The following is a 24,107-nucleotide window of genomic DNA, read 5'->3' as shown; positions in this document are numbered from 1 at the left end:
GCACACGTGCGGTATACACGAACTATTAGTTACTAGATGCCGAAAGGATCAGATGGGTGGGCGGTCTCCGACCCAGCCGCATAATACTGCTGTTATAGCCAGGCTAACCCCAGCCGCAACAACGACTGACGTTGGCTCTGTGACTGAAATCATTGTCTAATAGTCCTTATATTCAAGGAGTGTGACATGAACAAAGACGATCTGATCCTGATCAGCGTGGATGATCACATCGCCGAGCCCGCGGACATGTTCGACGCGCACGTGCCGGCGAAGTACAAGGATCGCGCGCCGCGGGTGGTGATGGAGCCCGATGGGGTCCAGCAGTGGTACTACGGCGAGGTGCGCGGGCGGAACATGGGCCTGAACGCCGTCGCGGGCAAACCCCGCGAGATGTACAACATCGACGCCTCGCGCTACGACGAGATGCGGCCGGGCTGCTTCAACGTGGACGAGCGGGTCCGCGACATGAACGCCGGCGGGCAGCTGGCGGGTTTGAACTTCCCTAATTTCACCGGCTTCTCGGGTCAGCTCCTCAACCAGGGCCCCGACCGCGACGTCAACCTGGTGATGATCAAGGCCTACAACGACTGGCACGTGGACGAGTGGTGTGCGGCCTACCCGGGACGGTTCATCCCCTGCGGCATTCTGCCGCTCTACGACGTGAACGAGGCGGCCAAGGAGGTCAAGCGCCTGGCGGACAAGGGATGTCACGCGGTGACATTCTCGGAGAACCCAGAAGCATTGCAAATGCCTAGCATTCACACCAAGTACTGGTATCCGCTGTTCGAGGCCGTTTGCGAGAACAAGACGGTGTCGTGCACGCACGTTGGCTCTGCGTCCCGCTCCCCGCAGGTGTCGACCGACGCTCCGCCCAGTGTGCAGATGACGGCGTCGTCGATGATGAGCATGTTCACCTTCACCGAGCTGATCTGGGCCGAATTCTGGGCCGACTTCCCGCAGCTGAAGTTCTCGCTCACCGAGGGCGATGTCGGCTGGATCCCGTACTTCCTGTGGCGGGCCGAGCATGTCTACAACCGGCACTCGGGCTGGACGCTGGCGACTTTCCCGCCGGGCTACGAGGGACCCAGCGACGTGTTCCGGCGGCACTTCTATACGTGCTTCATCAGCGACAAAGTCGGTGTGCGCAATATGGATTGGTTCAACGAGGACATGCTGTGCTGGGAATCCGACTTCCCCCACTCCGACAGCAACTGGCCGTTCGCGCCCGAGGACATCATCGAGACGATGGGGCATCTGCAAGATTCGGTCATCGACAAGATAACCCACGAAAATGCCATGGCCGCATACTCTTTCGACCCGTTCCGGTACATACCGAAGGAGCATGCCCGGGCCGGCCGGCTACGCGCGCAGGCGACGGATGTGGACGTGGTCACCCACGTCGGACGCCAGGCCAGCCAGCACGACCGTGACGCGTGGACGCGGATGACGCAGTTCGCGCTGCAGGCACAGGCATCGGCGCAGATACCGGTGACGGCCGAGGCGACCGGCATCGCCGGCCGCGCTACCACGCTGGGCAATTGAGCGTGGCGGCCCAGGCACCGTTCACCGATCGGCGTGTGCTGGAGCTGTCCAACGGGATCGCGGCGTCCTACTGTGCCAAGATGTTCGCCGACGCCGGCGCCGAGGTCGTGAAGATCGAGTCTCCGCAAGGTGATTCGATGCGAGGCTGGTCGGCCGGCGGGCCGCCCGGGGCGCTGTTCGGCTACCTGGCGGCGAGCAAGAAGTCAGTGGTCCGGGACGACGACGCCGAGATTGCCGCGCTATTGGCCGGTGCCGACGTGGTCCTCACCGACCTGACCGACGGGTGGAAACTCGACGACATCACGGCGCAGACCGGCGCCGTGGCGGTGGTGGTCTCGGTGACGCCGTTCGGCACGACGGGGCCCTACGTCGACGACCAACTGGTCGCCAACGAGTTCATCCTGCAGGCGTTGTGCGGCTCGATCTCCGGCCGGGGCTGGCCGGGCGACGAACCGGTCCAGGCGGGCGGGCGGCTCGGGGAGTGGTTGGCGGCCTCATTCGCCGCCCCGGCCGCGGCGGCCGCGGCCCGGCATGCCGCCCGGGGTGGCGGCGGCGCAGTCATCGACGTCTCGACGTACGAGGCGATGGCGATCGCGATGGGCGGGCTGTCCGCCATGTCGGCCAGCGTCCTGGGCGCGGATTCCCTGATACACCAACGCAGTCTGGAGCTGCCGTCGATCGTCCCGACGGCCGACGGCAATGTCGGCTTCTGCACGATCACCGCGCAACAGTTCCAGGACTTTTTGATCATGATCGATCGCGCGGAGTTGGTCGACGACGCCGAGCTGGCGTCGTTCGTCGGTCGAGTCGAGCGCCGCGACGAGTTCCTCGACATGGTGACCCAGTGGACCCAGGCCCGGACCACACAGGAGATCGTCGATCTCGCGGTGGCGTTCCGCATCCCGGTGGCACCCATCGGTGCCCCCGCCACCCTGCCGACGGTCGACCATTTCGTCGAGCGGGGTGTGTTCGTCGAATCCGAGATCGGGGTGCTGCAGCCACGGGTGCCGTATCGCAGCGACGCCATCACGACGCGCCCGCCGGGACTGCCGCCACGGCTGGGCGCCGACAACGGCCGGGTGCACTGGTCGCCGCGGCCTGTCCAGCCGAAACTCGCCGACCCAGAATCACTTCCGTTGTCCGACATCCGAATCACTGATTTCACGGCGTTTTGGGCAGGGCCGGTCGCCAGTCAATTCCTGGGCACGCTGGGCGCCGACGTGATCAAGCTCGAGGGCGTGCGCCGCCCCGACGGCATGCGGTTCTCAGCAGGCCGCCCACCGGACTGGGATCAGTGGTGGGAGTGGGGCCCCGTCTTCCTGTGCAGCAACAACAACAAGCGCGGCATCAGCGTCGAACTGAGCACCGATGCCGGCCGGGCGCTGGCGCTGGAGCTCATCGCAGCGAGTGATCTGGTCATCGAGAACTTCTCCCCGCGAGTGATAGAAAACTTTGGACTGCAATGGGATTCGGTGCACGCGGCCAATCCGCGTGCCATCATGGTCCGGATGCCGGCGTTCGGCCTCGACGGCCCGTGGCGCGACCGCGTCGGCTTCGCCCAGACGATGGAACAGGCGACGGGCATGGCGTGGATGACCGGGCACGCCGACGGGCCGCCGGTGATTCCGCGTGGTGTGTGCGATCCGATCGCGGGCTTGCACTCCGCCTTCGCGGCCATAGCCGCGCTGGTGATCCGCGACCGGAACGGGGCCGGCATGCATGTCGAGTCCACGATGGTGGAGTCGGCGCTCAATGTCGCCGCCGAAATGGTGCTCGAGCACTCGCGCAATGGAATTGAGATGCGCCGAGCGGGAAATCGGGGCCCCGGCGCGATTCCGCAGGGCGTGTATCGCTGCCAGGGCGACGACGAATGGGTCGCCCTCGCCGCGACGACCGACGCCGCGCGCGCCGCGCTGGCCACCCTCCTCGACAAACCCGAACTCGAAACCGAGGAGGCCAGGTGGCGGGAGCGTGCCGACGAGATCGACAAGCTGCTCACGGACTGGACCGGGCGACGCACGGTGGGCGACGCGGTCGCCGCGCTGCGTGCCGCGCGGGTGCCCGCGGCACGGGTCACGGAGGCGGCCGCGTTGCTGAGCGACCCGCAACTGCTCGCCCGAGGTTTCTGGGAAACTGTCGATCATCCCGTCGCCGGCTCATTCCGCTGCGTCGGTATGCCCTTCGCCTTCGTCGGGAAGCCCAGGCGGTGGATCCGGCACGGATCGCCGTTGTACGGGCAGCACACCAGCGAGGTGCTGACCGGCGTTCTGGGTCGCAGCGAAGAAGAGCTAGCGGAATTGCGCGCGGCGGGCGCGACGAGCGCCCGGCCGGCGGGGCTGTGACATGGCCGTCACGCTGTGCGTGCCGCCGCGGGCCGGAGAGCTCTGCGCGCCGGTGCGCTTTCTGGTGCGCCAGGACTCGATCGTGATGGAACTGACCGCGCGGCACCGGATCACCAGCGTCGAGTGGGACGAATACGAGCGGGCGGTGGCAATGGTCGTCGAGATCACCGACCCGCAGACCGCGCGGCCGGTCGACGTGCGCATCGACGTGGTCGTTGCCGGAACGCCGCCCTCCGACGCGCGCACCCGAGCGATCGGCACGGTGCTGCGCGACGGGCGCCGATACGACGTCCTGGGAACCTATCTCGGGGTAGTGGCGGATGAAAACTGGAGAACCGCAACGGATGGAGCAAGGGTGAGCGCGACGAAGCGCACCGCGGCGATCGTCGGGGTGCACAACACCCGGCAGGGACGGCGCCTGGACGGCGAAACGTCGCGCGGGCTGGCGATCAAGGCGATACAGGGTGCACTCGACGATGCCGGGCTGAGTCTCGACGACGTCGACGGCATCAGTGCGAGCCCACACTCGACCTCGTTGATCTACGACCTGCGGATCGGCCCGGCCTGGCAGGGCCTGGCCTTCGGCGTCGGCTTGATCACCGAGGCGGTGACGGCGATCGAGCACGGCATGGCCGACGTCGTGGTCCTGGTCGCCGCCCAGGCCGGCGAATACCGCGACCACGAGGCGACGGCGCCGTGGACCAGGCCCGAGAACGAATTCGTGGCGCCGTGGGGAATGTTCACTACCGCCGAGTTCGCGCTGATCGCCCGGCGGCACATGCATGTTTACGGCACCACGCGCGAACAGCTGTCCATCGTCGCGTCGACCATCCGCAACAACGGATCGCAGAACCCCGAAGCCGTTTACTACCAGCGCGGTCCGTTCACCCCGGACGACACCACCGCGTCCCGGCCGATCGCCGACCCGTTTCACCTGCTCGACTGCGCCACCACCTCCGAAGGGGGCTGCGCACTGGTGGTGGCGAACCTCGACAAAGTCTTGGACAAGGGGGTGGCGGCCAGCCGGCCGATCTATGTGCTGGGCAGCGGCGCGGACTTTCACGGCCCGTCGTATCAGCACCCGCCTGCCTGGGATCTCGCTGGGCGCCGCGGAGACTTTGTCAACGGTCAGGTTGGTGCGCGCGCCGCTCGAGGTGCGTTCCGCCACGCCGGAATCCGGCCCGACGACGTCGATGTGCTGGAACTCTACGACCCGTTCTCATTCGAGATCATCCGTCAGCTCGAGGCTTTCGGTTTCTGCGGCGAGGGCGAGGGCGGACCGTTCGTCGCCGACGGCCACATCGCTATTGGCGGCAGTCATCCGATCACCACCGATGGAGGAACCATGTCGTTCAGCCGCGCCGGGGCCAATCCGCAAATGATGCAACGCGCTATCCGCGCCGTGCAACAATTGCGTGGCGAGGCGGGAGCGCTGCAGGTACCCGACGCGCATATCGCGCTCTGCAGCAACGGGGGAGCGGGCGCGTTGTTCACCACGGTACTGATCGTCGGAGACGAGCCGCGGTGACCGCGTTGCAACCGCAGACCGGTCCGCTGCCGCACGCGAGCGCTCCCCTCAGCGTGCCGTTCTGGCAGGGGTGTCAATCGCGGGAGCTGCGCTATCAGCGCTGTGAGGCATGCGGGCAGGCAAACTTCCCGCCGACCGAGCACTGCCGCCAATGCCTCTCGACCGAGCTGCAGTGGGCGAAAAGCGCCGGGGTCGGCGAAATCTACAGCTGGACAGTGGTTTACCGTCCCGTCACCCCGGAGTTCGAACCGCCCTACGCGCCCGCGATCATCACCCTGGACGAGGGCTATCAGATGCTCACCAACATCGTCGGGGTGGCACCCGAGGAACTGGCGATCGGGATGCGGGTGCAGGTGCAGTTCCGCGATATCGGCCCGGACGTCACGCTGCCATATTTCACCGGTGCGAAGTAGCCGGTCATGAGTCCCCGGCGCAGCACCAACGGCCTACCGGTGACGGCCTACCTGGTGCTGGGTGTGCTGGCGGCCAACGACGAACAACTGACCGCCGGCGAGATCAAGTCGCGCGCCGAGCTGACCGTGGGCCACTTCTACTGGTCGCCGTCGGTCAGTCACGTGCGCCGCGAACTGACCCGGCTGCTGCAGTGGGGGATGGTCAGGGAAATCGCCGCCCAATCCGGAAAGCGGGCGATCACGTTGTACGAGACCACCGATGCTGGGCTCGACGCGCTTCGCCGCTGGGTCCACCACTTTCCGGGCGACGATCAGGTCGTTATCAAACACCCCGTCATTCTGCGAACCTGGCTTTCGCGGGGCGAGGATCCCGAACGGATCGTCGACACCCTGGATCGGCATCTCGACGCCATCCGGGCCCGGCTCGACGAGGCGCTGTGGTCGCGGCAGCGGTCCCGCGACCTCGGCATCTCCGACGATCCGGACCAGCGGTCCTCGTTCGCCGTGCTGGACTACGCGATCCGCGGGCTGTACGCGGAGATCTCCAACATCGCGCAACTGCGCGACGAGATCGCCAGCGGCACAACCAGAGACCCCGTCAAGCGGGTCACACGGGCGAAGGGGCAGATCCGCCGTCGGGCACCACGGAACTAGCCGCATCCGTGTAAGCGGTACCGCGAGGTTCACGCACCCACAGGATTTCACCCTCGCCGATGGACGTTGCCTGGGCGATCAACTCACGCTTGAGGACCTTGTGGGTGGCGGTGCTGGGCAGTTCGGTGGCGATACGCACGTAGCGTGGCCGAGCCTTGGGGGACAGGTCGGACTGTTCACCCAGAAACTTTTCGAATTCGTCGGGCTCTAGGGTCTGGCCCTCGTTCAGCACCAGTGCGGCCATCACCTGATCGCCGACATGGCCGTCCGGCACGGCGTACACTGCGACACGATTGATCGCGTTGTGGCGCAGTAGGATTCGTTCGATCGGCGCGGCTGCCATGTTTTCGCCGTCCACCCGCATCCAATCCGCGGTGCGGCCGGCCAGGTAGATCCAGCCGTCGGCGTCGCGGTAGGCGAGGTCCCCAGACCAGTACATGCCGTGGCGCATGCGTTCGGCGTTGGCGGCGGGATCGTTGTAATAGCCGGTGAAGAAGCCCGATCCCGCGGTGTTGACCAGCTCACCCACCGCCTCGTCGGCGTTGGCAAGTGCGCCGCTGGCATCGAAGCGGGCCACGGCACACTCGGTGATGGTGTCGCTGTGGTAGATCGCGATCCCATCGATGCCTTTGCCGATCGAGCCCTTCGGGGTGCCTTCTTCCCGGATCACGATGACCGCGTTCTCCGTCGAGCCGAAGCCGTCCTCGACCCGGACGCCGAACCGGCGCCCGAATTCTCCGATGTCCTTGTCGTTGGCCTCATTACCGAACGCCACCCGCAGCGGGTTATCCGCGTCGTCGTCGCGTGCGGGGGTGGCCAGGATGTAGGCGAGCGGCTTGCCGACATAGTTCATGTAGGTCGCGCCGTGGCGGCGGACCTCGTCGAGGAAGTTGGTCGCCGAGAACTTCGCCGGCACGATCGCGGCGCCGGAGCACACCGCGGGCGCCCACCCGGCGACCACGGCATTGGAATGAAACAGCGGCATGGACACGTAGCAGGTGTCTTTTTCGGTGAGGGCGAAACGCTGGACCAGGTTGGTGCCGGCGACCATCGCCATCAGGTGAGAGACCTGAACCGCCTTGGGGTTTCCGCTGGTACCCGAGGTGAAGATCATCATGAACGCGTCGGTCGCATCGACTTCCCGATGCGGAACCAGTTCGCCCGCAGCACCGACGAATTCGGCCCACTGCGGAGTCGAGATGTCGAAGATCTGGGTGTCCTCGAGGGCCAGCCCGTCCAATAGCGGCCGGTGTTCGGCGTCGGTCACCACGAACTGGCAATCGGCGCGCCGGATGTCGGCGGCCAGCGCGTCGGCGCGCCGGGTGTTGTTCAGGCCGCAGAGCACGTAGCCGCCCAGCCCTGCTGCCGCCATCTGGTTGAGCATCTCGGGGGTGTTGCCGAGCAGGGCGCCGACGTGCAGCGGTCGTTGCGGATCGGCGGCACCGATCAGGGCCGCGGCCCGCGTGGTGGCCTGCTCCAGGTGCTCACTCCAACTCCATTGCAAGTCACGGTGTTTCACGGCGATGTTGGGATCCGACAGGCGCCGTCGCAGGAACGCCTGCATGGTGTCGTCAGCCACGAGATTTCCTTCCCTCGCACGAGACGAGACGGTCCGTCTTATCTTAGCGGGCCGTGATGTGCGCTGGCCATCGAGATCGGCACCAGCGCCGGAAGGCTCGAGAAGGGCGCGCGCTGACGTCGATCTCGGCGAAGACGCCGCTGCGTCCTACCCGCCGACCATCATTAGGCCGCCGTCCACGGCCAGCAGCTGTCCGGTGATGAAGCCCGACCCCGGGCCGGCCAGGAAAACCAGCATCGGGCCGACATCGCGCGCCGGGTCTCCCAGGGTGCCACCGAGCGGTATCATCATCTGCATCTGCTGGTCGATCAGCGCGGCGGCGTCCGGCCCGAGGAAATCTCGCAGCCGATCGGCAGCCGGTGTCTGTACCGCGGGTGCCAGCGCGTTGACGGTGATGTTGTCCGGCGCCCATGCCTTGGCGGCCGATCGCGTCCACGCCTGCACCGCTCCCTTGGTCGCGGCATAGACGGCCGAAATCGGGCTGCCCATAATCGCTTCCGACGATCCGAAGTTGATGATCCTGCCGCCCTTGGGATCCTGATCTTTCATGACGGCATACACCGCCTGGTTGGTCAGGATGGTCGCCTTCACGTTCGTGTCCAGCAGGAACGAAATGTCGTCGGCCCCGACATAACCCGGTATCCCGGCTTGCCAGAGCCCCGCGGCGTTGACCAGGACATCGAGTCCGCCGAGCTGCGCGGCGGTCTGTTGGACCATCGCCGCGACGGCATCGGCGCCGCGCACATCGCATTGCAGCCAGCTGGCCGTGAGACCGTCCGAAGGTGGCGTCCGATGGTAGGTGGCCGCGACGTCAGCCCCCGCCGCGGTGAGAACCTCGACGGCGGCCGCGCCGATGCCGGTGGCTCCGCCGGTCACCAGAATTCGGCGGCCCTTGAGTACCTGTGTCGACTCTGACATGGCCGAAACGCTATACGGCCAGCGCCGCGGCTCCGACACCGCCTTATGCGGCCGTGCGTCAGGCGCGCACCGCGATCGTCGACAGCAGGTCGGCGAGCCGATCCGGTTGGTCCACCATCGAGAATGTCCGCGCACCGTCGATGACCTCGAGGCGGGCGTTCGGGATGGTGGCGGCCAGTTTTTCACCGTCCGCGAGTTCGAAGAAGGTGTCGTCGCCCGACCAGGCGATCAGCGTGGGCTTGTCGAATTCGGGCAACCGGGCTGCGACGCCGGTGGTCACTTCGGTGCGCATCGACAGCGAAGTGACCACCGGCGCAGGTCTTCGACGATGGCCGGATCGGATAGCCCCGGGCGCACCCAGATCGCGGTGAGATCGTCGATGTTGCGGTGCGCCAGACCGTCGAACGCGCGCTTGCGTGCCGCCGGCACCCGCATGGCCTGGGCCACCGCCTTGAACGTCGCCTTCGACTTGGCTGCCAGGATCACCGGCTTGAGAATAGGTGGCGGAAAGTGTTCGAACGCGTCGCAACTCGTCAGCACCAGCGCCCCGAGCCGCTCCGGGTAATGCACCGCGACGAGTTGCGTGACCACTCCGCCGGTGTCGTTGCCGACCAGCACCACGTCCTCGAGGTCGAGGGCGGCCAGCACGTCGGCGACGATACGGGCCACGCCCTGGATGGTCCGATCGGCCCCGGGGCGCAGCGGCTCCGGATGCGCGCCGAGCGGCCAGGTGGGGGCGATGCATCGCAGCCCACAGGCGCCGAGCTTTTCGCCGACGCGGCGCCAGAGTTCTCGGCCCATCATGTAGCCGTGTACGAATACAACCGGCCTGCCGTTTTCGGGTCCGGTTGCTTCGTAATGGATGGTCCCGGCACTAATGTCGATCGTCGACATGGATGACCCCTACTCAAAGATACGCATTTACAAACAGGCCGTCTGTTCGTAAGTTACCAACAGGTTGTATGGAAAGCAAGAGACGAACTCAGGAGGAGCGCTCCGCGGCGACCCGCGACGCGCTGATCTCGGCTGCGCGTCGGCTGTGGGGCGAACGCGGCTACGCGGAGGTGGGCACGCCGGAGATCGCCGCGACCGCCGGGGTCACCCGAGGGGCGATGTATCACCAATTCGCCGACAAGGCAGCACTATTCGCAGAGGTCGTCGAGGTGGTGGAACAGGACGTGATGGCCCGGATGGCGACCATCGTTTCGACGTCTGGAGCAGCCACACCGGCCGACTTGCTGCGCGCCGCCGTCGATGCCTGGCTCGAGGTTTCCGGTGATCCCGAGGTGCGACAGCTGATCCTGCTGGACGCGCCGAGCGTGCTGGGCTGGGCGGGTTTCCGTGACGTCGCTCAGCGGTACAGCCTGGGGATGACCGAACAGATGCTCACCGAGGCGATCAAGGCCGGCCAGCTGGCCAAGCAACCGCTGCGACCGTTGGCGCATGTGCTGATCGGTGCGCTCGACGAGGCGGCGATGTTGATCGCCACCTCCGACGACCCGAAGCGCGCCCGCCGCGAGACCCGGCAAGTGCTGCATCGATTGATCGACGGGATGTTGCACAACCCGACGCGTTAGCGGTGGCTCTGCGTGAAGAACTGCCAGATCGTGCCGGTGGCATCGAGCGCGGTGGACGGCGCGGGAATGCGGCCGACTCGTTCCGCAAGTGGACTCGGCTCGCCGCCGGGCCATTGATGTCCCGCGCCGGCCACCGAGATCAACTCCACGGTGCGCCCATCTGCGCAGCCGGCGAGTTGGGTCGTCACGTCTCCGGCCGTCGTCGAGGTCGGCTCGCCACACCCATCGATCGAGCGCCAGGTGGCATTGACCGCTTCCGCCGAGGGGCCGTTCACCCGCGGAATGCCGTTGGCGCCGAACGTTTTACCGGGGCCGCCGTGGTAAGGGACCAGTTCGTCGGCCGTGCCGTGAATTTGCAGAACCGACGCGGGCCGTGCCGCTGCGCAGTCCGTCAGCAGGGTTCCCGCGACCGGAGCGATCGCGGCGAATGTATCGCTCTGGCAGCCCAGCCGTAGCGCCATCATCGCCCCGTTGGACATGCCGGTGACGTAGACGCGGGCCCGATCGATGGGGATCTCCTGTTCGATCGCGGCGACCATCGCGTTGAGGAATCCGACGTCGTCGACGTTGTCGCGCTGCGGTTGACCGCAGCACGTGCCGGCATTCCAGGCGCGGTTGAGGCCGTCGGGGTAGGCCACCAGGAAACGGCCACCGTCGGCCGCCTCGTCCCAGTGGTAGGACCGCTCGGCCTGGGCGCCGTTGCCGAAGCCGCCGTGCAGCATCACCACCAGCGGGACGGCATCGTTCAGACCTTGCGGCCGGTACAGATGGAAGGTCCTCGCGACCCCGCCCGACTCGATGCTCTGGCTGGATTGCCCGACCGGGATCGGTTGAGAACCGGGTGTTCCCAGGGCATGTCCGCCGCCCACGCATCCGCCGAGCACAACGACCAGAGTTGCGAGAACGCACGCGCTGAGCACGCGGAGGTAACCGGATCGCATGACGCCATCGTGGCACTCACGGCGCAATTTGACAAGTAACTTGTCAATCTGGACGCGGATGGCACACTCTGTGCTCATGCGACGTGTTGCAGATGGCGAGTGGAAGCCCACCGTTCCGGCGCTGGTGAATCTGGTTGCCGCATCGGGTGCACCGCGGTTGAGGGCGGCGTTCGCCGCGGCGGGGCTGGACGGGATCCGGCCCGCGCAAGCGGTCGCATTGGTACCACTGGCGGTCGGCGGACTGCACGCGTCGGCGCTGGCCGATCGGCTCAGGGTGAGCCGGCAGGCGGTGGCCCAGGCCGCGGCCGCCCTGGAGCGGCACGGATACGTGACCCGCGTGCCCGACCCTGTCGACGCCCGCGCCCGCATCATCGAGCTGACCTCACGCGGTCGGCAGGCCCTGTGGGTAATGCGTTCCAACGCAATCGAATTGGAGAAGCGATGGCAGCAGTTGCTGGGGGAGCAGCGGCTGGGAGAATTTCGCGAGACGTTGGTGTTGCTGCTATCGGCGGAATCCGGTGACGATGGCCCGTCGAGCTAAGGACTAGTGACCCTAGCTCTGGGTGAGGCCGGCATCGAGAATTGCGGCATGACAACGGTTGGCGCCGAACGCATGGTCATCGAGGCGTCCGTTCCGATGTTCGATGCGATGCTCGTCGAGCATGCGGTGGTGGCTGCGGACCCGCAGGTCACGTTTCGGGCCGCCAGGTCCCTGGACTTCCTTTCGGTGCGCACACCGCTGCTGCTGGCGTCAATGTGGCTTCGCGGCTTGCCGGCGCGATTGCGGGGCGCGGCCGCCCCGCCACCGCCCCGGCTGGTTGTCGCCGACGGTGTCGGCCTGCCGGGCTGGCTGCTGCTCGGCGAGCGACCGAATCAGGAAATCGCTTTCGGCGCCGTGGGGAAGATTTGGCAGCCGGTGATCGAATGGCGCGATGTCGCGTCTGCGGATTTCGCTGCCTTCGCCGAACCGGGTTGGGGAAAGATCGCCGCCAACTTCTCGGTCGCGCCCTACGGCGAAAGCCACACGCTGCTCAGCTATCAATGCCGAACCGCGACAACCGATTGGAGTCACGCCGCCGGTTCCTGCGGTACTGGCGGGTGATCCGACCCTTCGTGGCTCACATCATGCGCGCCACGCTCACCACGATCAAAGCCGATGCCGAGCTCGCGGCACGTAGCGACTGACGTCAGGAGTCGAACGGCGCGAGTCGCACGGCCAGCGGCATTCCACAGCGGACGAGCAGTCCGAACCGTCCCGCCGGTACCGCCGCGGCCTCCGCGCGGATCATGTTGACCAATTCGCGCTTGAAATCGCCTCGCGGATAACGCCGCAGCACCTCGGTGACGTTGCGCGGAGCGATGTCCCAGACGCGCAGTCCGGCGCCGTCGACCATCGCTCCCCATTGCAGATAGCAGCCCGTCGCGCCGTCGGCGTCGACCGTGATTCCCGGTGTCGTATGTACGCAGATGCCGTCGGCCAGCAGGTCCGCTCGTTGGTCATCCACGCCTGCCACCTGCGCGCAAGCGAGCATACGCTCGGCACTGCCGAGCGTGAAATCGCGCTCGGGCGTAGGTTTTACGATGCCGTAGTCGTGGAGCAGCGCCCCGCAGTAGAACAGTTCCTCATCCAGCTCGCACCCGTCGACGGCCGCCAGGGCATGCCCGAAGAGCCAGGTGCGGTAGGAGTGCCCCAGCAGGGCCGGCGGCAATTCCGCACACGCCTCCTCGGCCTCGCGCGCGAACCTCGAATCCGGCACCCGCAACGTGTCCAGGTCGACGCGCTCGGCCGCCGCCGGGATCCGGCCCACCGCGAGCTTGACCCGTCCCACTGCGTTCGTCCATTGCCCCACCGCCGTTGCGAGGAGCAGCCGCCGCCGCTCGGTGCGGGAGAGCCGCCCGCCGGTGCGACGTGCCCAACCGAGCCCGCCGAGCCGCTGTGGATCAGGCGTATTCGCGGCCAATGGTGTTGCCGCTAAGGCGTTCTCAAGAACACGTCGTTGAGCGTGACGGTACGCAGGTTGCGGTCACGGATGGTGTCGATGAGTTGCGGATAGACGTGCGTGACGGGCAGGTGGTTGAGGTGGCCGATCACGATGTTCTGCGGAGTGAAGTACTCGTCGATCATCTTGAGGATGTATTCCTCGGTGATCAAGGTCGAGTCCGATAACGACCCGGACCACAGGGTCGGGACGGTGTAGCCGAGTTCGTTCGCCACCGAGTCGACGGCACCGTTGTGCTTTCCGTAGGGCGGGCGGTAGTACGGTTTGGCGCCGACACCGTATGTCTTCTTCAGGAACTCGTCGTTGCGCTTGAGCTCCTCTTCGACCCTGCTCTGCGGCACACTCGTCAGGTCCGGGTGCGACCAGGTGTGGTTGCCGAGCTGGATCTGCCCGGACTCCACCAGCGGTCGCAACAGGTCCAGGTTGTCGGTCCAGGAGTTGTAGATCCCGTTGACGAAAAACGTCATCCGCGCGCCGGTGTCCTTGGCGAGCTGCGTGTAGGCCCGCACCACGTCGCTGTTCACCCCGTCATCGAGGGTCAGCGCGAGCAGGTCGCCGTCTCCGGGAATCGTCATCAGTGCCCCGCCACCCGGTAGCGAGATCCGAGCACTCAGTGGCGGGGGCGGCAACAAACCGACCGGCGACGGCGCGACGGGGCCGGATGTCGGGGCCGCGTCGAGGGGCACCTGAGCAAAGGTTCGCGGTTGCGGGTCGACAATCAGGCGTCCAGCGCCCACGGCCGCGACCGTGGCCGCGGCCAGCGAGCCGAGGAATCGACGGCGCTTCATCTCTTCCATGGCACGGCCTCGATCGAGCGGCCAGGCAACTGGTTTGCGGTGCGGTTGCTGACAGGCGGTCCCGCGTACGGGTTGCCTACCTTGTCAAACTTCGCGGCCACAGCAGCGAACCGTACCACTGCCAGCCCTAATATGTCGGTTTCGTTACGGGAGGGTCAGCTGTGAATTCCCGACGAAAAAGGCGTAGACCTGCGGAGGTCACGACGCGGTCACGACGCGGTCACGGCGCGCTATCGGATCAGTGTGGTTCCCCGCTGCCCCGTTGCGGCAACTGCGCGGGCTCGACATTCGGGGTCCCCAGCGTCGAAGCGAGCCAGGGCAACGCCGCATCGAATGCCTGGGCGGCGAACGGCCAGTCATGTTTGCCCGGCTGGGTTACCACGGCGCAACTGATCCCGTTGGCTTCGGCGATCGTGCACAGCGCGTGGGCGGCCGCGTCTTGACCCTCCGGGTTGGCCGCGGCGGTGCTGCCGAGGGCGGGGTTGGCCGCCTGCGCGACGCTGTGTGCGCCGGGCGGGGTGGGGATGTCGAACCAGCCCGACAACCCGGTGTAGCGGCCGTGCCTGGTCATCACGGTGAGCGGGTCGTACTCCGCCCAGGCGGCGGTGTTGCCGCCGAACAACTCGGCGATGGTCTGTTCCTTGCTGCCGATGTTGGGCCGGAAGTCGCCGGCGATGTCCACGAAGGCGCTGAACAGCTCCGGATGCATGGCGGCCAGGGTGACAGCACAGGTACCGCCCATCGACCACCCGGCGACACCCCAATTCGCCCGGTCGGAGCTGACGCCGAAGTTCGAGACGATGAACGGCACCACGTCCTTGGTCAGATGGTCGGCGGCGTTGCCGCGGCTTCCGTTCACGCATTCGGTGTCGTTGTCGAACGAGCCGGTGGGATCGGGAAAGACGAAAACCGGGGCGAAACCGTGATGGCGGGCGGCGAAGCCGTCGATGGCGGTGAAAGCGCCGCCGGGCCCCAGCCAGTCGGACGGGAGGTTGAACGCCGAGCCGAGCATCATGACCGTCGGCAGCCGAGGCGGCGGGTTGGTGTTGAACCACGCCGGGGGCAGATAGACGAGTTCCTGGCGGTGCGGAAAGTGCGATGCGTCGGAGTCGATGTTGACCGGCACGACGACGCCCTTGTCCGGCCGGGTCCCGGCGACCTGCATCGCGGTCACCTGCAGCCGGTCGATCTGATCGGGCAGCGGCGCGGACGTCAGCTGGTTCCATGCGGCGAACACGGTGGGGAAATAGCCGACCCACAGGTTCAAGGACAGCCCCGCGCACAACACACACAGCGGGACTGAGAGGAACGTGAGCCCGCGACGCCACCAGCGGGCGCCTTTCCAGCCCAGCACCAGCACCGCGACGGTCAGTCCACTCATCGCGATCCACAGCCACAGGGACTTCGGCGCCGGATCGCCGGCGACTCCGAGCGAGGCGATGTACCAATACGCCAGCGCGGTGGCCGCGGCGGCCGCGATCAGTGCCACCGGGAGCGCAATCTTCCACCAGCTCCGGTTGCGCCAGTCGATCACGAGCAGCGCGACGAGCAGCGCGAGTGCTTGCGTCGTGAGTGGCAACCAGCCATGCAGCAGGGACAGTTGTCCGAGGAATCGGGGCAAACGTGCAGACCTTAGAAGCTATGGAACCCGGTTGGCCAGACCAACTATCGCATATCGCCCGAACGGATCGTGCTCGTGAAGGAGCGCAGTCGCAGGCTGTTTCCGACGACAAGAACGCTGGAAAACGCCATCGCCGCGCCAGCGAGCATGGGATTCAGCAGGCCCAGCGCGGCCAGCGGGATCGCGGCCAGGTTGTACCCGAACGCCCAGAACAGGTTCATTTTGATCGTGGCCAGCGTCTTGCGGGAGAGCCGGATCGCGTCGACGGCAGCGCGCAGGTCGCCGCGGACCAGGGTCAGGTCGGCGGCCTCGATCGCCACGTCCGTGCCGGTGCCCATCGCGATGCCGAGATCGGCGGTGGCCAGGGCGGCGGCGTCGTTGACCCCGTCGCCGACCATCGCGACGACCTTGCCGTCGGACTGCAAACGCTGAACTACGGCGACCTTGTCGGCGGGCAGCACCTCGGCGATGACGTGCGCGATCCTGAGCTCGCCGGCGATGCGGTCGGCCACCGTCGCGTTGTCACCGGTCAGCAGGACCGGCGTCAGCCCAAGCTGCTTGAACTGCCGGATGGCCTCGGCGCTGGTGGGCTTGACGGTGTCGGCGATCACCAGGATGCCGCGGACGCTGCCGTCCCAGCCCACCGCCACGGCGGTCTTGCCCTCACCCTCGGCACGGGATTTGGCCTTCGCGAGTTCGGGGTCCAAGTACACCGACCTTTCGGCCAGCAAGCTCTCGCGGCCGACGACGACGGCGTGGCCGTCGACGACGCCTTGCACGCCTTTGCCTTGCACGTTGACGAAGTCCTCGGGCGCCGGCAGTGCGCCGAGTTCCGTGCGGGCGGCATTGGCGATCGCTTGGGCGACCGGGTGTTCGGAGGCATCCTCCAGCGCTCCCGCGTGGCGCAGCAGCGAGGCGCGGTCGGTGCCCGGTGCGGTGATGACCTCGACGAGCGTCATCCTGCCGGTGGTCACGGTGCCGGTCTTGTCGAGCACGATCGTGTCGACCTTGCGAGTCGACTCCAGCACCTCGGGTCCCTTGATCAGCACGCCGAGCTGGGCCGCGCGCCCGGTGCCGACCAACAGTGCGGTCGGAGTGGCCAGGCCCAGTGCGCACGGGCAGGCGATGATCAGCACCGCGACCGCGGCCGTGAACGCCGCGGCGGTCGAGAATCCGGCGAGAAGCCACCCGGCCAGGGTGACCACGGCGATCGCGATCACGATCGGAACGAACACTCCCGATACCCGGTCCGCGAGCCGCTGGACCGTCGCCTTGCCCGATTGCGCGGCCTCGACCAGCTTGCCCATCTGGGCCAGTTGCGTGTCCGCGCCGATCCGGGTGGCGCGGACGACGAGACGCCCGCCGGCGTTAACGGTGGCGCCGGTGACCGCGTCACCCTCGCCGACCTCGATCGGCACGGACTCGCCGGTGAGCATCGAGGCGTCCACGGCCGACGAGCCGGAGACGACTATTCCGTCGGTCGCGATCTTCTCGCCGGGGCGCACGACGAACTGGTCGCCGACCTTGAGCTGCTCGATCGGGATCCGGGTCTCGGTGCCCGGGTGGTCCGGACGCAGCAGGTCGGGGCGCAGCACCGCGACGTCCTTGGCGCCGAGCTCCAGCAGGGCGCGCAGGGCTGCCCCGGCGCGCCGTTTGGAGCGCGTCTCGAAGTAGCGGCCGGCCAGGACGAACAGGGTGACACCGGCGGCGACTTCGAGGTAGATGCTGTCGGCGCCGCCGCCGGGCGTGACGGTCAGCGCGAAGCCGTGGTGCAGGTGGTGGTGGCCGGCCGTGCCGAAGAACAGGGCATACAGCGACCACAGGAACGCCGACAGCGTCCCGATCGACACCAGGGTGTCCATCGTTGCGGCGCCGTGCTTGAGGTTGGCCCACGCGGCGGAGTGGAACGGCCAGCCCGCCCACAGCACCACCGGCGCGGCCAGGGCCAGCGATGCCCACTGCCAGTTGCGCAATTGCAGTGCGGGGATCATCGCCATCGCGATCACCGGGGTGGCGAGCACTATCGCGGTGATCAGGCGGTTACGCAGTCCGGCCAGCTCCGGGTCGTCCGCCATGGCGGGTTCATCCGTGTGTTGCGGCAGAACGGCGGTGTAGCCGGCCTTTTCGACCTCGGCGAGCAGCGACTGGGGGTCGTATCCCACCGGGACGCTGACCGAAGCCCGCTCCAGGGCGAAATTCACGGTCGCCGTCACGCCGTCGAGTTTGTTCAGCGTCTTTTCCAGGCGGGCCGCGCAGGAGGCACACGTCATCCCGGCGATATCCAGCTCCAGGTTGCTGACCGCGCTCGTGGCCATGACGCTCCTTCCTAATACCCCGGGGGAGTACTCAAGCCGTTACCATTTATATACCCTTGGGGGTATTGCCGTCAAGACTTTGTGGCTCGCGTCATTGTGCCCTGGTCGGCGGGGTGCGGCTCGGGGCGGGGCGTCCGGGGTTACGGCTGCGACAACAGCAGCAGCACCCGGCCATCCGGCGATGCCTCGGGAAAGGCGCTCGGATCGAAGCCGTAGTACTTGCGCTGGTCGGCGGTGATCGAGTCGAATACCTTGCCGGAGGCCGTGAGCTGGCCGCCGCGGACGCGGGCCATCATGCCCTTAAAGTCGGGCACCGATAGCGATTCGGCGAGGAGCAGCGCCTCACCACCCGAGGCCAGCGTGACCAGCACCCCGGCGCCCGCGTAGTTGTTGCCGCCGCGGCCGGTGCCGCGCGGCGCCCAGTAGACGGCTTGGGATGCGACCGTGCCCTTCACTCGCCGGTAGTCGCCCGGGTGGTCCGTGTCGGCGACGGTCACCACGGGCAGCTCGGCGATCGTGCGTTGCTCCTTAAACCACATTGCGCCTAACGGGATGCAGACGATCCCGTACATCATCACCAGCAGGACGAGCACCGGCTTCCACGCGATCTCCCAGCCGAGCCGGCGTTGCGAGATCGGCAATCCCTCCAGCCGCGCATCCAGCTTCCGGCGCCCGAGGCGAAAGACGTACCAGGCCAAGATCCGGGCCAACGCCATGCACGCGAGGATGACCAGGCCGACGATGCCGCACACTCGCCAGTAGAAGGTGCTGTCGCCCTGATTGGTGGTCGCGGCCAACATCACGGCCGGAATCGGCGCCGTAATCAGCAGCAGCAGTGCATAACTCGGGTGGCTGGTCAGGAATGGATAGGTCACGGTCCAGGCGCGGTTGCCGCCGTAGACGGTCATTCCCCCGATGTCGGCGTGCACCGTCGGGGTCCACGAACCCTCGACGACCCGAGGCTTGACCAGCGAGCGGACGAAGAAAAAGCCGAAGATCAGCGCGACCACCAGCGCGCCCCAGAACACCCCGTCGAGTCGCTCGCCGGTGCCCGGCACACCGAATGCCCCGCGAATATCGATGACTTTGCCGACGAAGAAGGTCAACGGCATTACGAAGAAAAACTCTGTCAGCCAAATCTGGATCAGCTGGGGAATGCGCGAGCCGATCCGGTCGAATGCCAATACCCGTTGCCAGATGAAGCGCAGCACGCCCATGGCGGGCGACTCTACCTGGGAATTATCTCGAAGAGTTCCAGTTGTGCAGCATTGCCGCGGGTGCGATCCACCGCCGCCATGCCACACCTGGCCGGTATCCACTCGGCCGCCTCGAAGAGCAGGAAAGTGGTGATGCCGGCGGCGTCGTCGGGTTTGCCCCATGGAGTGGTCTGTTCGAAATCCGGCTTGTGTCCGGGGCGCTTCGCGTCCTCACCCGGGTGGATCCGAATACTCCGGAGCCGCAGCAGCCAGGGCTACGCTGCCGGGTAGGCGGCAGGAGACATCATGACCGTCGTCATCGTCGACGCGGGCCCCCATCAGGTAAGCAGGTCGGTTGATGTGGCCGCGCCGGCCGCGGAGCTCTACGAGTGGGCGGCCGATCCCCGGCGGCATTCCGAGCTGGACGGATCGGGCACCGTTGTCGGCAACATCAAAGTGCCCGAGGCATTGGCCGTCGGGTCGAAGTTCTGCACGAGCATGAAGATGCTGGGCGTTCCGTACCGCATTACCAGCACGGTGACCGAGCTGAAGCCGCACGAACTGATCGAATGGCGCCATCCCCTGGGGCATCGCTGGCGCTGGAAATTCGAGTCGCTCTCACCGACCCTGACTCGAGTCACCGAGACGTTCGACTACCGAGACGCGGGAGCGTTGAAAAAGAAACTGAAGTACTACGAGCGACTCGGGTTCGCGAAGGGCAACGCGGCGGGCATCGAAGCGACGCTGGCCAAGCTGCGCGATCGCTACGCCGCGAAGTAGGTCAGGCCGGATCGTCGGCGTCCCACGCGACCAGGCCAGATACCCAGTGAGTCACTTCCTCGGATTGGTTGTTGCGGTACAGATGTCGCGGGGGTTGCGCATAGCTGGCATAAGGCCGGCATCGGATGACGACGCGATTCTCTCGCTCCGACATCTCTGTTACGTAGGGCCGCGCCTCTTTGCCGAGTGGCTCGCCGGACATCCGGCCGGCGACGGCCATCATCACGTCGACCACCAGATCGCGGTCGCGTTCGATCGTGGCGTCGGCGTACACCTGCAGGTAGGCGAAGGGCCATCGCTCGTCGAGCACGCACAGGCTGACCTTGCCGTCGCGTTCGACGATGCGAGCTTTGCCGCGATCGGCCATCGTGGACACCAGCAGTTCGTCGGTGCCGGTGGGGATGTAGTAGACGATCGACATGGCAGGGCCGTCGTTACGTCGGCGGTAGCCGAACACGCAGGTGCGATGCGCACGCACGAATTCGCGTCGCTCGGACGGACGCATGTCGCGGTCCGTCGGTGCGGTGTAGGGCTCGGTGGCCAACGGAAGAAGCATGGCGAAATACCTTTGCTGTCAGGGGTATTGACCCGCCAATAAATAATAGATACAGTGTGGCCATAAATAGTGGTGGTGTCAAGCCATCCGAATCCCTAAGTTGGGCGATGTGTCCGACGTCAACCAACCGTCGCCGGCCCGCTCCCGCGGGCGTCCCGCGTTGCCGGTCGAGCGGATCATCGCGGCGGCCGTCGAAATCCTCGACGAACAAGGTGCCGACGCGCTGTCGATGCGAACGCTGGCACAGCGCCTGGGATCTGGCACCGCAACGTTGTACCGTCACTTCGCCAGCCGATCCGAGCTAGTCTCCGCGGTGGTCGACCATATCCTCGGCGCGGTCGATGTCAACCCGGATGAGATTGCTGCGCTGCCGTGGCAGCAAGCCTGTACATCGCTCGCGCAGAACATGTTTGACGCACTACGCCGGCACGGCAATGTCGCCGCCCTGCTAATCGACTACATCCCGATAGGACCGAATGCGCTGGCTCACCGCGAGCTCTGTCTGTCGGTGCTCCTCGACAGCGGGTTCACGCCAGGGGTCGCCGCCCACGCCTACGCGACTCTGGCTCGCTACGTCCTCGGCTTTGCCATCCAGCAGTCCAGGGCGGCTGATACTCAGCAAGATGCCGAGTCGGCCAATGCATTCCACAAACTCGAACCGCAACGGTATCCCGCGACGGCATCCGTCGCCGACGCTCTGCCCGTTCTCTTGGCCGACGAGTTCGCATTCGGATTGCAACTCTTGGTCACCGGCCTCGAGAGATTGCAGAACTGAACTCAATGGCGGCATGACTCGTAAATCCTTTGGATGACCAGCCCCCTGCCAAAGGACTTCCCCCGATGACCGGCTCGATGATCAGTCGTACCTTTACCAACGCAACGCGTCCGCTGTCGGATTCGCTGACTCTCCTGGGCCATCTGATCAGTCGATATGGTCTGGTCATCGTCCTGGCCTGGATCGGGTTCGGCAAGTACGTGAAGATGGAATCGCGCGTGCTGATCGAACACAATCCGCTGATGAGCTGGGTGTACGACGTCTTCAGCGTCACCACCGTTGCCCACGGGCTCGGGACGATGGAAATCGTTGCCGCCCTTCTGATTGCGGTGCGCCCGGTGTGGCCGCGCGTGTCGGCGATCGGCAGCGCGCTGGCGGTGGTGCTGTTCCTGGGGACGCTGAGCTTTTTGTTCACCACTCCCGGCGTGGTCTCGACCCACGCCGCCGGATTGCCCGTGCTCTCGGCACTGCCGGGCCAATTCCTGCTCAAGGACCTGGTGCTGATCGGGGTTGCGCTATGGACGCTCGGTGACGCGCTGCGTGAACAGCGTGCCCCGGATAAGGCTTTTGGCTGAACCCAGCGCGGCTTGATAGGTCCGCGTCGGGAGGCTGTCCGCCTGCTCCGTCAGCCCCCGGGTCAGCGCGCAGATCGCCTCGACCGTTGACCGGGTGTCGGTCTCGCCCGACAGTGTCCCGCGTCGCCGTGCAGCGTCGACGATCTCGAAGACGACGTCGTGCAGCGCCTTGGATCCCGGCGATTCCGCCGTGCCGGCGGAACGCAGGGCGCGCAAGAACCCGGTCAGGTACGGATAGTCACGGACCAGCCGTGTCGACTCGTCGAGCACCGCGTCGAGCCGGTCGACGACGTCGCCGGGTCGGCCGGCGGCCGCCCGCAGCCGCGGCAACACGATCGCCTCGATCTCCTCGCCGATCGCGTGCAACAGTTCGGACTTGTTCGGAAAGTAGTGGTACAAGCTGCCGCTGGTCATCTCGGCGGCCCGGGCGATCTCGCGAATGCTCGCCTGCGAGTAGCCGACCTCGGCCACACAGCGCATGGCGGCCGTGATGATCCGGCGGCGGGTCTCCTCGCTGTCCGCCCCCACCGGGCGGCCCAGCTGAGTCACTTGTCGTCGCGGCGGCGTGTTCGGGTGCCGATCCGAATGCGCCAGGTCCGCTTCCGCCGGGTCAGGTAGTAGTCAGCGCTCATACTCTCGCCGAGCCGCCAGCCGCGCCACCGCGCCAGCAGGCACAGGCCTGAGCCGACGGCAATGCCCGCCAGCTCACCCAGCGGCGCCAGACCGTAACGGGAGAGCAGCACCACGGTGGCGCTTGCCGCCACCGCGGGCGTCGCGTACAGGGTATTGCCGCCGAAGATCGCCGGAGTGCTGTTCACCGCCAAGTCGCGCAGCGCTCCGCCGCCGACGGCGCTGATTGTCCCGAGCAATATTGCTGGGAGCCACGACAATCCGGCGCCTAAGGTCTTCTCCGCGCCGGCCACCGCCCAGGTGCCCAGCGCCAGCGCATCGACCACCGGATAGGTCAACGACCACAGCCGGGCGCGCAGCGGGATCAAAAATGCGATCGCCGCTCCCGCCAGGGCAACCACGACGTAGAGCGAGTCCGTCAATGCCACCGGCGGCCCGTGCTGCAGCAGGGTGTCGCGAATCAGGCCGCCGCCCAGTCCGGACAGGATCGCGAGCGCGACGAATCCCACTGGATCCATGCGGAATTCGCGGGCCACGACACCGCCAAGCACGGCATTGACGAACACACCGGCCAAGTCGATTGCGCGCGAGAATTCCCCCAACGCGAGGTTCACGGCCGCTCACCTCCGGAATTACCTGGACGGTCACAAATATATTCGACGATGTACTGCGCCCGCGGCCGAAGGGTGGGCAACTATGCGAGCGAAGACACAGCTGGGCCGCCCCGTCGGCGCCAGCGGTGAACAGACCCGTCGGCGCATCATCGTCGCGACGATGAAATGTGTCGCCGAGGTCGGCTACGCAAAGGCGACGATCCGTGAAATCGCCCGCATGGCGAACATGACCAGTGCCAGCCTCTACAACTACTTTCCGAACAAGTCCGAGCTGATCAAGGCGGCCATCGCGGCCAGAACCGACACGGCCATGCCCCGGCTGTGCCGGGCCGCACAACGCCCCGGCACTATCGTCGACCGGATCGAGGCCGTGCTCGAGGAATCCGGCCAATTGATGCGTGAGTACCCGGACCTGGCCGCGTTCGAGTTCGCGATCCGGGCGGAAACCGTTGCGGCGCGACGGACCTCCCGCGGCCGACCGGAGAACCCGGGGTTCGAGGCGTTCCGCGGGATCATCGAGGGCGTCGTCGAGGACGCCCGCCAGCGCGGCGAGCTCGGTGACCATCCGGACTCGCGGGCCGTCGTCGCGGCGATCTACGCGCTCGTCTACGGACTGACAGAGGTGGCGGCCACATTGCCGTCCGAGGAGTACCACGCCGCACTGGCCTCGGCGAAAGTACTGGTCAGAGGCGCTTTGTTCGATCAGCCGACGGCATCTCCTTGATACGATCAAGTGATTGATTATAGAGTCGAC

General features: G+C 66.6%; 23 protein-coding genes and 2 pseudogenes. 13 read left to right on the top strand and 12 right to left on the bottom strand.

Annotated elements, in window-relative coordinates:
- Nucleotides 1–186 precede the first annotated feature (186 nt).
- The 6 genes and pseudogenes from G6N54_RS18090 to G6N54_RS18065 all read left to right on the top strand — a co-directional run bounded on the left by G6N54_RS18090 (nucleotide 187) and on the right by G6N54_RS18065 (nucleotide 6,479).
- Entirely contained in the window at nucleotides 187–1,542 is a 1,356-nt protein-coding gene (locus tag G6N54_RS18090; protein ID WP_163791288.1) for an amidohydrolase family protein, read from the top strand.
- 2 nt (nucleotides 1,543–1,544) lie between these two features.
- Nucleotides 1,545–3,884: a CaiB/BaiF CoA-transferase family protein gene (locus G6N54_RS18085; RefSeq protein ID WP_163794813.1), complete on the top strand. Its 2,340-nt coding sequence runs from the start codon at nucleotides 1,545–1,547 to the stop codon at nucleotides 3,882–3,884.
- 1 nt (nucleotide 3,885) lies between these two features.
- A pseudogene (locus G6N54_RS29935) lies at nucleotides 3,886–4,212 on the top strand (hypothetical protein); the annotation flags it as partial.
- 27 nt (nucleotides 4,213–4,239) lie between these two features.
- Nucleotides 4,240–5,412, top strand: a complete 1,173-nt coding sequence (locus G6N54_RS18075) for a thiolase family protein (protein ID WP_163794812.1) — start codon at nucleotides 4,240–4,242, stop codon at nucleotides 5,410–5,412.
- Entirely contained in the window at nucleotides 5,409–5,825 is a 417-nt protein-coding gene (locus G6N54_RS18070) for a Zn-ribbon domain-containing OB-fold protein (RefSeq protein ID WP_163791287.1), read from the top strand. Before G6N54_RS18075 ends, G6N54_RS18070 begins: the two co-directional genes overlap by 4 nt.
- Nucleotides 5,826–5,831: 6 nt before the next feature.
- A complete protein-coding gene (locus G6N54_RS18065; RefSeq protein WP_163791286.1) occupies nucleotides 5,832–6,479 on the top strand; it encodes a MarR family transcriptional regulator in 648 nt (215 codons plus the stop codon).
- Here the strand turns inward: G6N54_RS18065 and fadD1 are convergent.
- From fadD1 to G6N54_RS18050, 3 genes and pseudogenes are all read right to left on the bottom strand, one after another.
- The gene (gene fadD1 / locus G6N54_RS18060) at nucleotides 6,433–8,043 is read right to left on the bottom strand and encodes a fatty-acid--CoA ligase FadD1 (RefSeq protein ID WP_163794811.1); all 1,611 of its coding nucleotides are present in this window, start codon (nucleotides 8,041–8,043) and stop codon (nucleotides 6,433–6,435) included. The genes G6N54_RS18065 and fadD1 overlap by 47 nt on opposite strands.
- A 162-nt stretch (nucleotides 8,044–8,205) precedes the next feature.
- A complete protein-coding gene (locus tag G6N54_RS18055; protein WP_163791285.1) occupies nucleotides 8,206–8,976 on the bottom strand; it encodes an SDR family NAD(P)-dependent oxidoreductase in 771 nt (256 codons plus the stop codon).
- 58 nt (nucleotides 8,977–9,034) lie between these two features.
- A pseudogene (locus tag G6N54_RS18050) lies at nucleotides 9,035–9,870 on the bottom strand (alpha/beta fold hydrolase).
- Between the two features lie 68 nt (nucleotides 9,871–9,938).
- Between G6N54_RS18050 and G6N54_RS18045 the strand changes: the two are divergent.
- Nucleotides 9,939–10,553, top strand: coding sequence for a TetR/AcrR family transcriptional regulator (locus tag G6N54_RS18045; protein WP_163791284.1), 615 nt, complete (start codon nucleotides 9,939–9,941; stop codon nucleotides 10,551–10,553).
- Here the strand turns inward: G6N54_RS18045 and G6N54_RS18040 are convergent.
- Nucleotides 10,550–11,494, bottom strand: coding sequence for an extracellular catalytic domain type 1 short-chain-length polyhydroxyalkanoate depolymerase (locus G6N54_RS18040; protein ID WP_163791283.1), 945 nt, complete (start codon nucleotides 11,492–11,494; stop codon nucleotides 10,550–10,552). The genes G6N54_RS18045 and G6N54_RS18040 overlap by 4 nt on opposite strands.
- A 76-nt stretch (nucleotides 11,495–11,570) precedes the next feature.
- Between G6N54_RS18040 and G6N54_RS18035 the strand changes: the two genes are divergently transcribed.
- Together G6N54_RS18035 and G6N54_RS18030 are read left to right on the top strand one after the other, a co-directional pair.
- A complete protein-coding gene (locus tag G6N54_RS18035; protein ID WP_163791282.1) occupies nucleotides 11,571–12,035 on the top strand; it encodes a MarR family winged helix-turn-helix transcriptional regulator in 465 nt (154 codons plus the stop codon).
- 48 nt (nucleotides 12,036–12,083) lie between these two features.
- Nucleotides 12,084–12,596: a hypothetical protein gene (locus tag G6N54_RS18030; protein WP_163791281.1), complete on the top strand. Its 513-nt coding sequence runs from the start codon at nucleotides 12,084–12,086 to the stop codon at nucleotides 12,594–12,596.
- A gap of 85 nt (nucleotides 12,597–12,681) precedes the next feature.
- On the opposite strand, the gene G6N54_RS18025 is transcribed toward G6N54_RS18030, so the two are convergent.
- The 5 genes from G6N54_RS18025 to G6N54_RS18005 all read right to left on the bottom strand — a co-directional run bounded on the left by G6N54_RS18025 (nucleotide 12,682) and on the right by G6N54_RS18005 (nucleotide 19,444).
- Nucleotides 12,682–13,455 carry an HD domain-containing protein gene (locus G6N54_RS18025; RefSeq protein WP_163791280.1) on the bottom strand — a complete coding sequence of 258 codons (774 nt, stop codon included), beginning with the start codon at nucleotides 13,453–13,455 and terminating at the stop codon, nucleotides 12,682–12,684.
- An 11-nt stretch (nucleotides 13,456–13,466) separates the two neighbouring features.
- Complete coding sequence (locus G6N54_RS18020) at nucleotides 13,467–14,282, bottom strand: polysaccharide deacetylase family protein (RefSeq protein ID WP_163794810.1); 816 nt, start codon at nucleotides 14,280–14,282, stop codon at nucleotides 13,467–13,469.
- A gap of 247 nt (nucleotides 14,283–14,529) precedes the next feature.
- Nucleotides 14,530–15,912, bottom strand: a complete 1,383-nt coding sequence (locus G6N54_RS18015; protein WP_163791279.1) for an alpha/beta hydrolase — start codon at nucleotides 15,910–15,912, stop codon at nucleotides 14,530–14,532.
- A gap of 44 nt (nucleotides 15,913–15,956) precedes the next feature.
- Nucleotides 15,957–18,227: a heavy metal translocating P-type ATPase gene (locus tag G6N54_RS18010; protein ID WP_163791278.1), complete on the bottom strand. Its 2,271-nt coding sequence runs from the start codon at nucleotides 18,225–18,227 to the stop codon at nucleotides 15,957–15,959.
- A 140-nt stretch (nucleotides 18,228–18,367) separates the two neighbouring features.
- The gene (locus tag G6N54_RS18005) at nucleotides 18,368–19,444 is read right to left on the bottom strand and encodes a hypothetical protein (RefSeq protein ID WP_163791277.1); all 1,077 of its coding nucleotides are present in this window, start codon (nucleotides 19,442–19,444) and stop codon (nucleotides 18,368–18,370) included.
- Nucleotides 19,445–19,729: 285 nt separating this feature from the next.
- On the opposite strand from G6N54_RS18005, the gene G6N54_RS18000 reads away from it, so the two are divergent.
- Nucleotides 19,730–20,203 (top strand): SRPBCC family protein, encoded by a 474-nt coding sequence (locus G6N54_RS18000; RefSeq protein WP_163791276.1) that lies wholly within the window; start codon nucleotides 19,730–19,732, stop codon nucleotides 20,201–20,203.
- 1 nt (nucleotide 20,204) lies between these two features.
- Here the strand turns inward: G6N54_RS18000 and G6N54_RS17995 are convergent, their stop codons facing one another.
- Entirely contained in the window at nucleotides 20,205–20,759 is a 555-nt protein-coding gene (locus G6N54_RS17995) for a pyridoxamine 5'-phosphate oxidase family protein (protein WP_163791275.1), read from the bottom strand.
- 109 nt (nucleotides 20,760–20,868) lie between these two features.
- On the opposite strand from G6N54_RS17995, the gene G6N54_RS17990 reads away from it, so the two are divergent.
- On the top strand, nucleotides 20,869–21,534 hold the full coding sequence (locus G6N54_RS17990) for a TetR/AcrR family transcriptional regulator (RefSeq protein WP_163791274.1): 666 nt from the start codon (nucleotides 20,869–20,871) through the stop codon (nucleotides 21,532–21,534).
- Nucleotides 21,535–21,599: 65 nt separating this feature from the next.
- The gene (locus G6N54_RS17985; RefSeq protein ID WP_232072873.1) at nucleotides 21,600–22,109 is read left to right on the top strand and encodes a YkgB family protein; all 510 of its coding nucleotides are present in this window, start codon (nucleotides 21,600–21,602) and stop codon (nucleotides 22,107–22,109) included.
- Here the strand turns inward: G6N54_RS17985 and G6N54_RS17980 are convergent.
- Nucleotides 22,050–22,658 carry a TetR/AcrR family transcriptional regulator gene (locus G6N54_RS17980; protein ID WP_232072872.1) on the bottom strand — a complete coding sequence of 203 codons (609 nt, stop codon included), beginning with the start codon at nucleotides 22,656–22,658 and terminating at the stop codon, nucleotides 22,050–22,052. The two genes, G6N54_RS17985 and G6N54_RS17980, sit on opposite strands and share 60 nt — an antisense overlap.
- Complete coding sequence (locus tag G6N54_RS17975; RefSeq protein ID WP_163791273.1) at nucleotides 22,655–23,353, bottom strand: trimeric intracellular cation channel family protein; 699 nt, start codon at nucleotides 23,351–23,353, stop codon at nucleotides 22,655–22,657. The genes G6N54_RS17980 and G6N54_RS17975 overlap by 4 nt, the downstream gene beginning before the upstream one ends.
- Nucleotides 23,354–23,435: 82 nt before the next feature.
- Between G6N54_RS17975 and G6N54_RS17970 the strand changes: the two genes are divergently transcribed.
- The gene (locus tag G6N54_RS17970; RefSeq protein WP_163791272.1) at nucleotides 23,436–24,077 is read left to right on the top strand and encodes a TetR/AcrR family transcriptional regulator; all 642 of its coding nucleotides are present in this window, start codon (nucleotides 23,436–23,438) and stop codon (nucleotides 24,075–24,077) included.
- The last annotated feature ends 30 nt before the right edge of the window (nucleotides 24,078–24,107 follow it).

Origin of the sequence: Mycobacterium stomatepiae, assembly GCF_010731715.1 — a bacterium.
In the GTDB taxonomy this organism is placed as follows: domain Bacteria; phylum Actinomycetota; class Actinomycetes; order Mycobacteriales; family Mycobacteriaceae; genus Mycobacterium; species Mycobacterium stomatepiae.
Note: the sequence above shows the minus strand (reverse complement) of the source record. Positions and strands in the feature narration are given on the sequence as shown.

Excerpts from the sequence above, each read along its gene's own strand:
- G6N54_RS18020 (WP_163794810.1), bottom strand. The coding sequence starts at position 14,282 with ATGAAGCGCCGTCGATTCCTCGGCTCGCTGGCCGCGGCCACGGTCGCG.
- G6N54_RS18030 (WP_163791281.1), top strand. The coding sequence starts at position 12,084 with ATGACAACGGTTGGCGCCGAACGCATGGTCATCGAGGCGTCCGTTCCG.
- G6N54_RS18010 (WP_163791278.1), bottom strand. The coding sequence starts at position 18,227 with ATGGCCACGAGCGCGGTCAGCAACCTGGAGCTGGATATCGCCGGGATG.
- G6N54_RS18005 (WP_163791277.1), bottom strand. The coding sequence starts at position 19,444 with ATGGGCGTGCTGCGCTTCATCTGGCAACGGGTATTGGCATTCGACCGG.
- G6N54_RS18000 (WP_163791276.1), top strand. The coding sequence starts at position 19,730 with ATGACCGTCGTCATCGTCGACGCGGGCCCCCATCAGGTAAGCAGGTCG.
- G6N54_RS18035 (WP_163791282.1), top strand. The coding sequence starts at position 11,571 with ATGCGACGTGTTGCAGATGGCGAGTGGAAGCCCACCGTTCCGGCGCTG.
- G6N54_RS18055 (WP_163791285.1), bottom strand. The coding sequence starts at position 8,976 with ATGTCAGAGTCGACACAGGTACTCAAGGGCCGCCGAATTCTGGTGACC.
- G6N54_RS18040 (WP_163791283.1), bottom strand. The coding sequence starts at position 11,494 with ATGCGATCCGGTTACCTCCGCGTGCTCAGCGCGTGCGTTCTCGCAACT.
- G6N54_RS17995 (WP_163791275.1), bottom strand. The coding sequence starts at position 20,759 with ATGCTTCTTCCGTTGGCCACCGAGCCCTACACCGCACCGACGGACCGC.
- G6N54_RS18090 (WP_163791288.1), top strand. The coding sequence starts at position 187 with ATGAACAAAGACGATCTGATCCTGATCAGCGTGGATGATCACATCGCC.
- G6N54_RS17985 (WP_232072873.1), top strand. The coding sequence starts at position 21,600 with ATGACCGGCTCGATGATCAGTCGTACCTTTACCAACGCAACGCGTCCG.
- G6N54_RS17970 (WP_163791272.1), top strand. The coding sequence starts at position 23,436 with ATGCGAGCGAAGACACAGCTGGGCCGCCCCGTCGGCGCCAGCGGTGAA.
- G6N54_RS18065 (WP_163791286.1), top strand. The coding sequence starts at position 5,832 with ATGAGTCCCCGGCGCAGCACCAACGGCCTACCGGTGACGGCCTACCTG.
- fadD1 (WP_163794811.1), bottom strand. The coding sequence starts at position 8,043 with ATGCAGGCGTTCCTGCGACGGCGCCTGTCGGATCCCAACATCGCCGTG.
- G6N54_RS18045 (WP_163791284.1), top strand. The coding sequence starts at position 9,939 with ATGGAAAGCAAGAGACGAACTCAGGAGGAGCGCTCCGCGGCGACCCGC.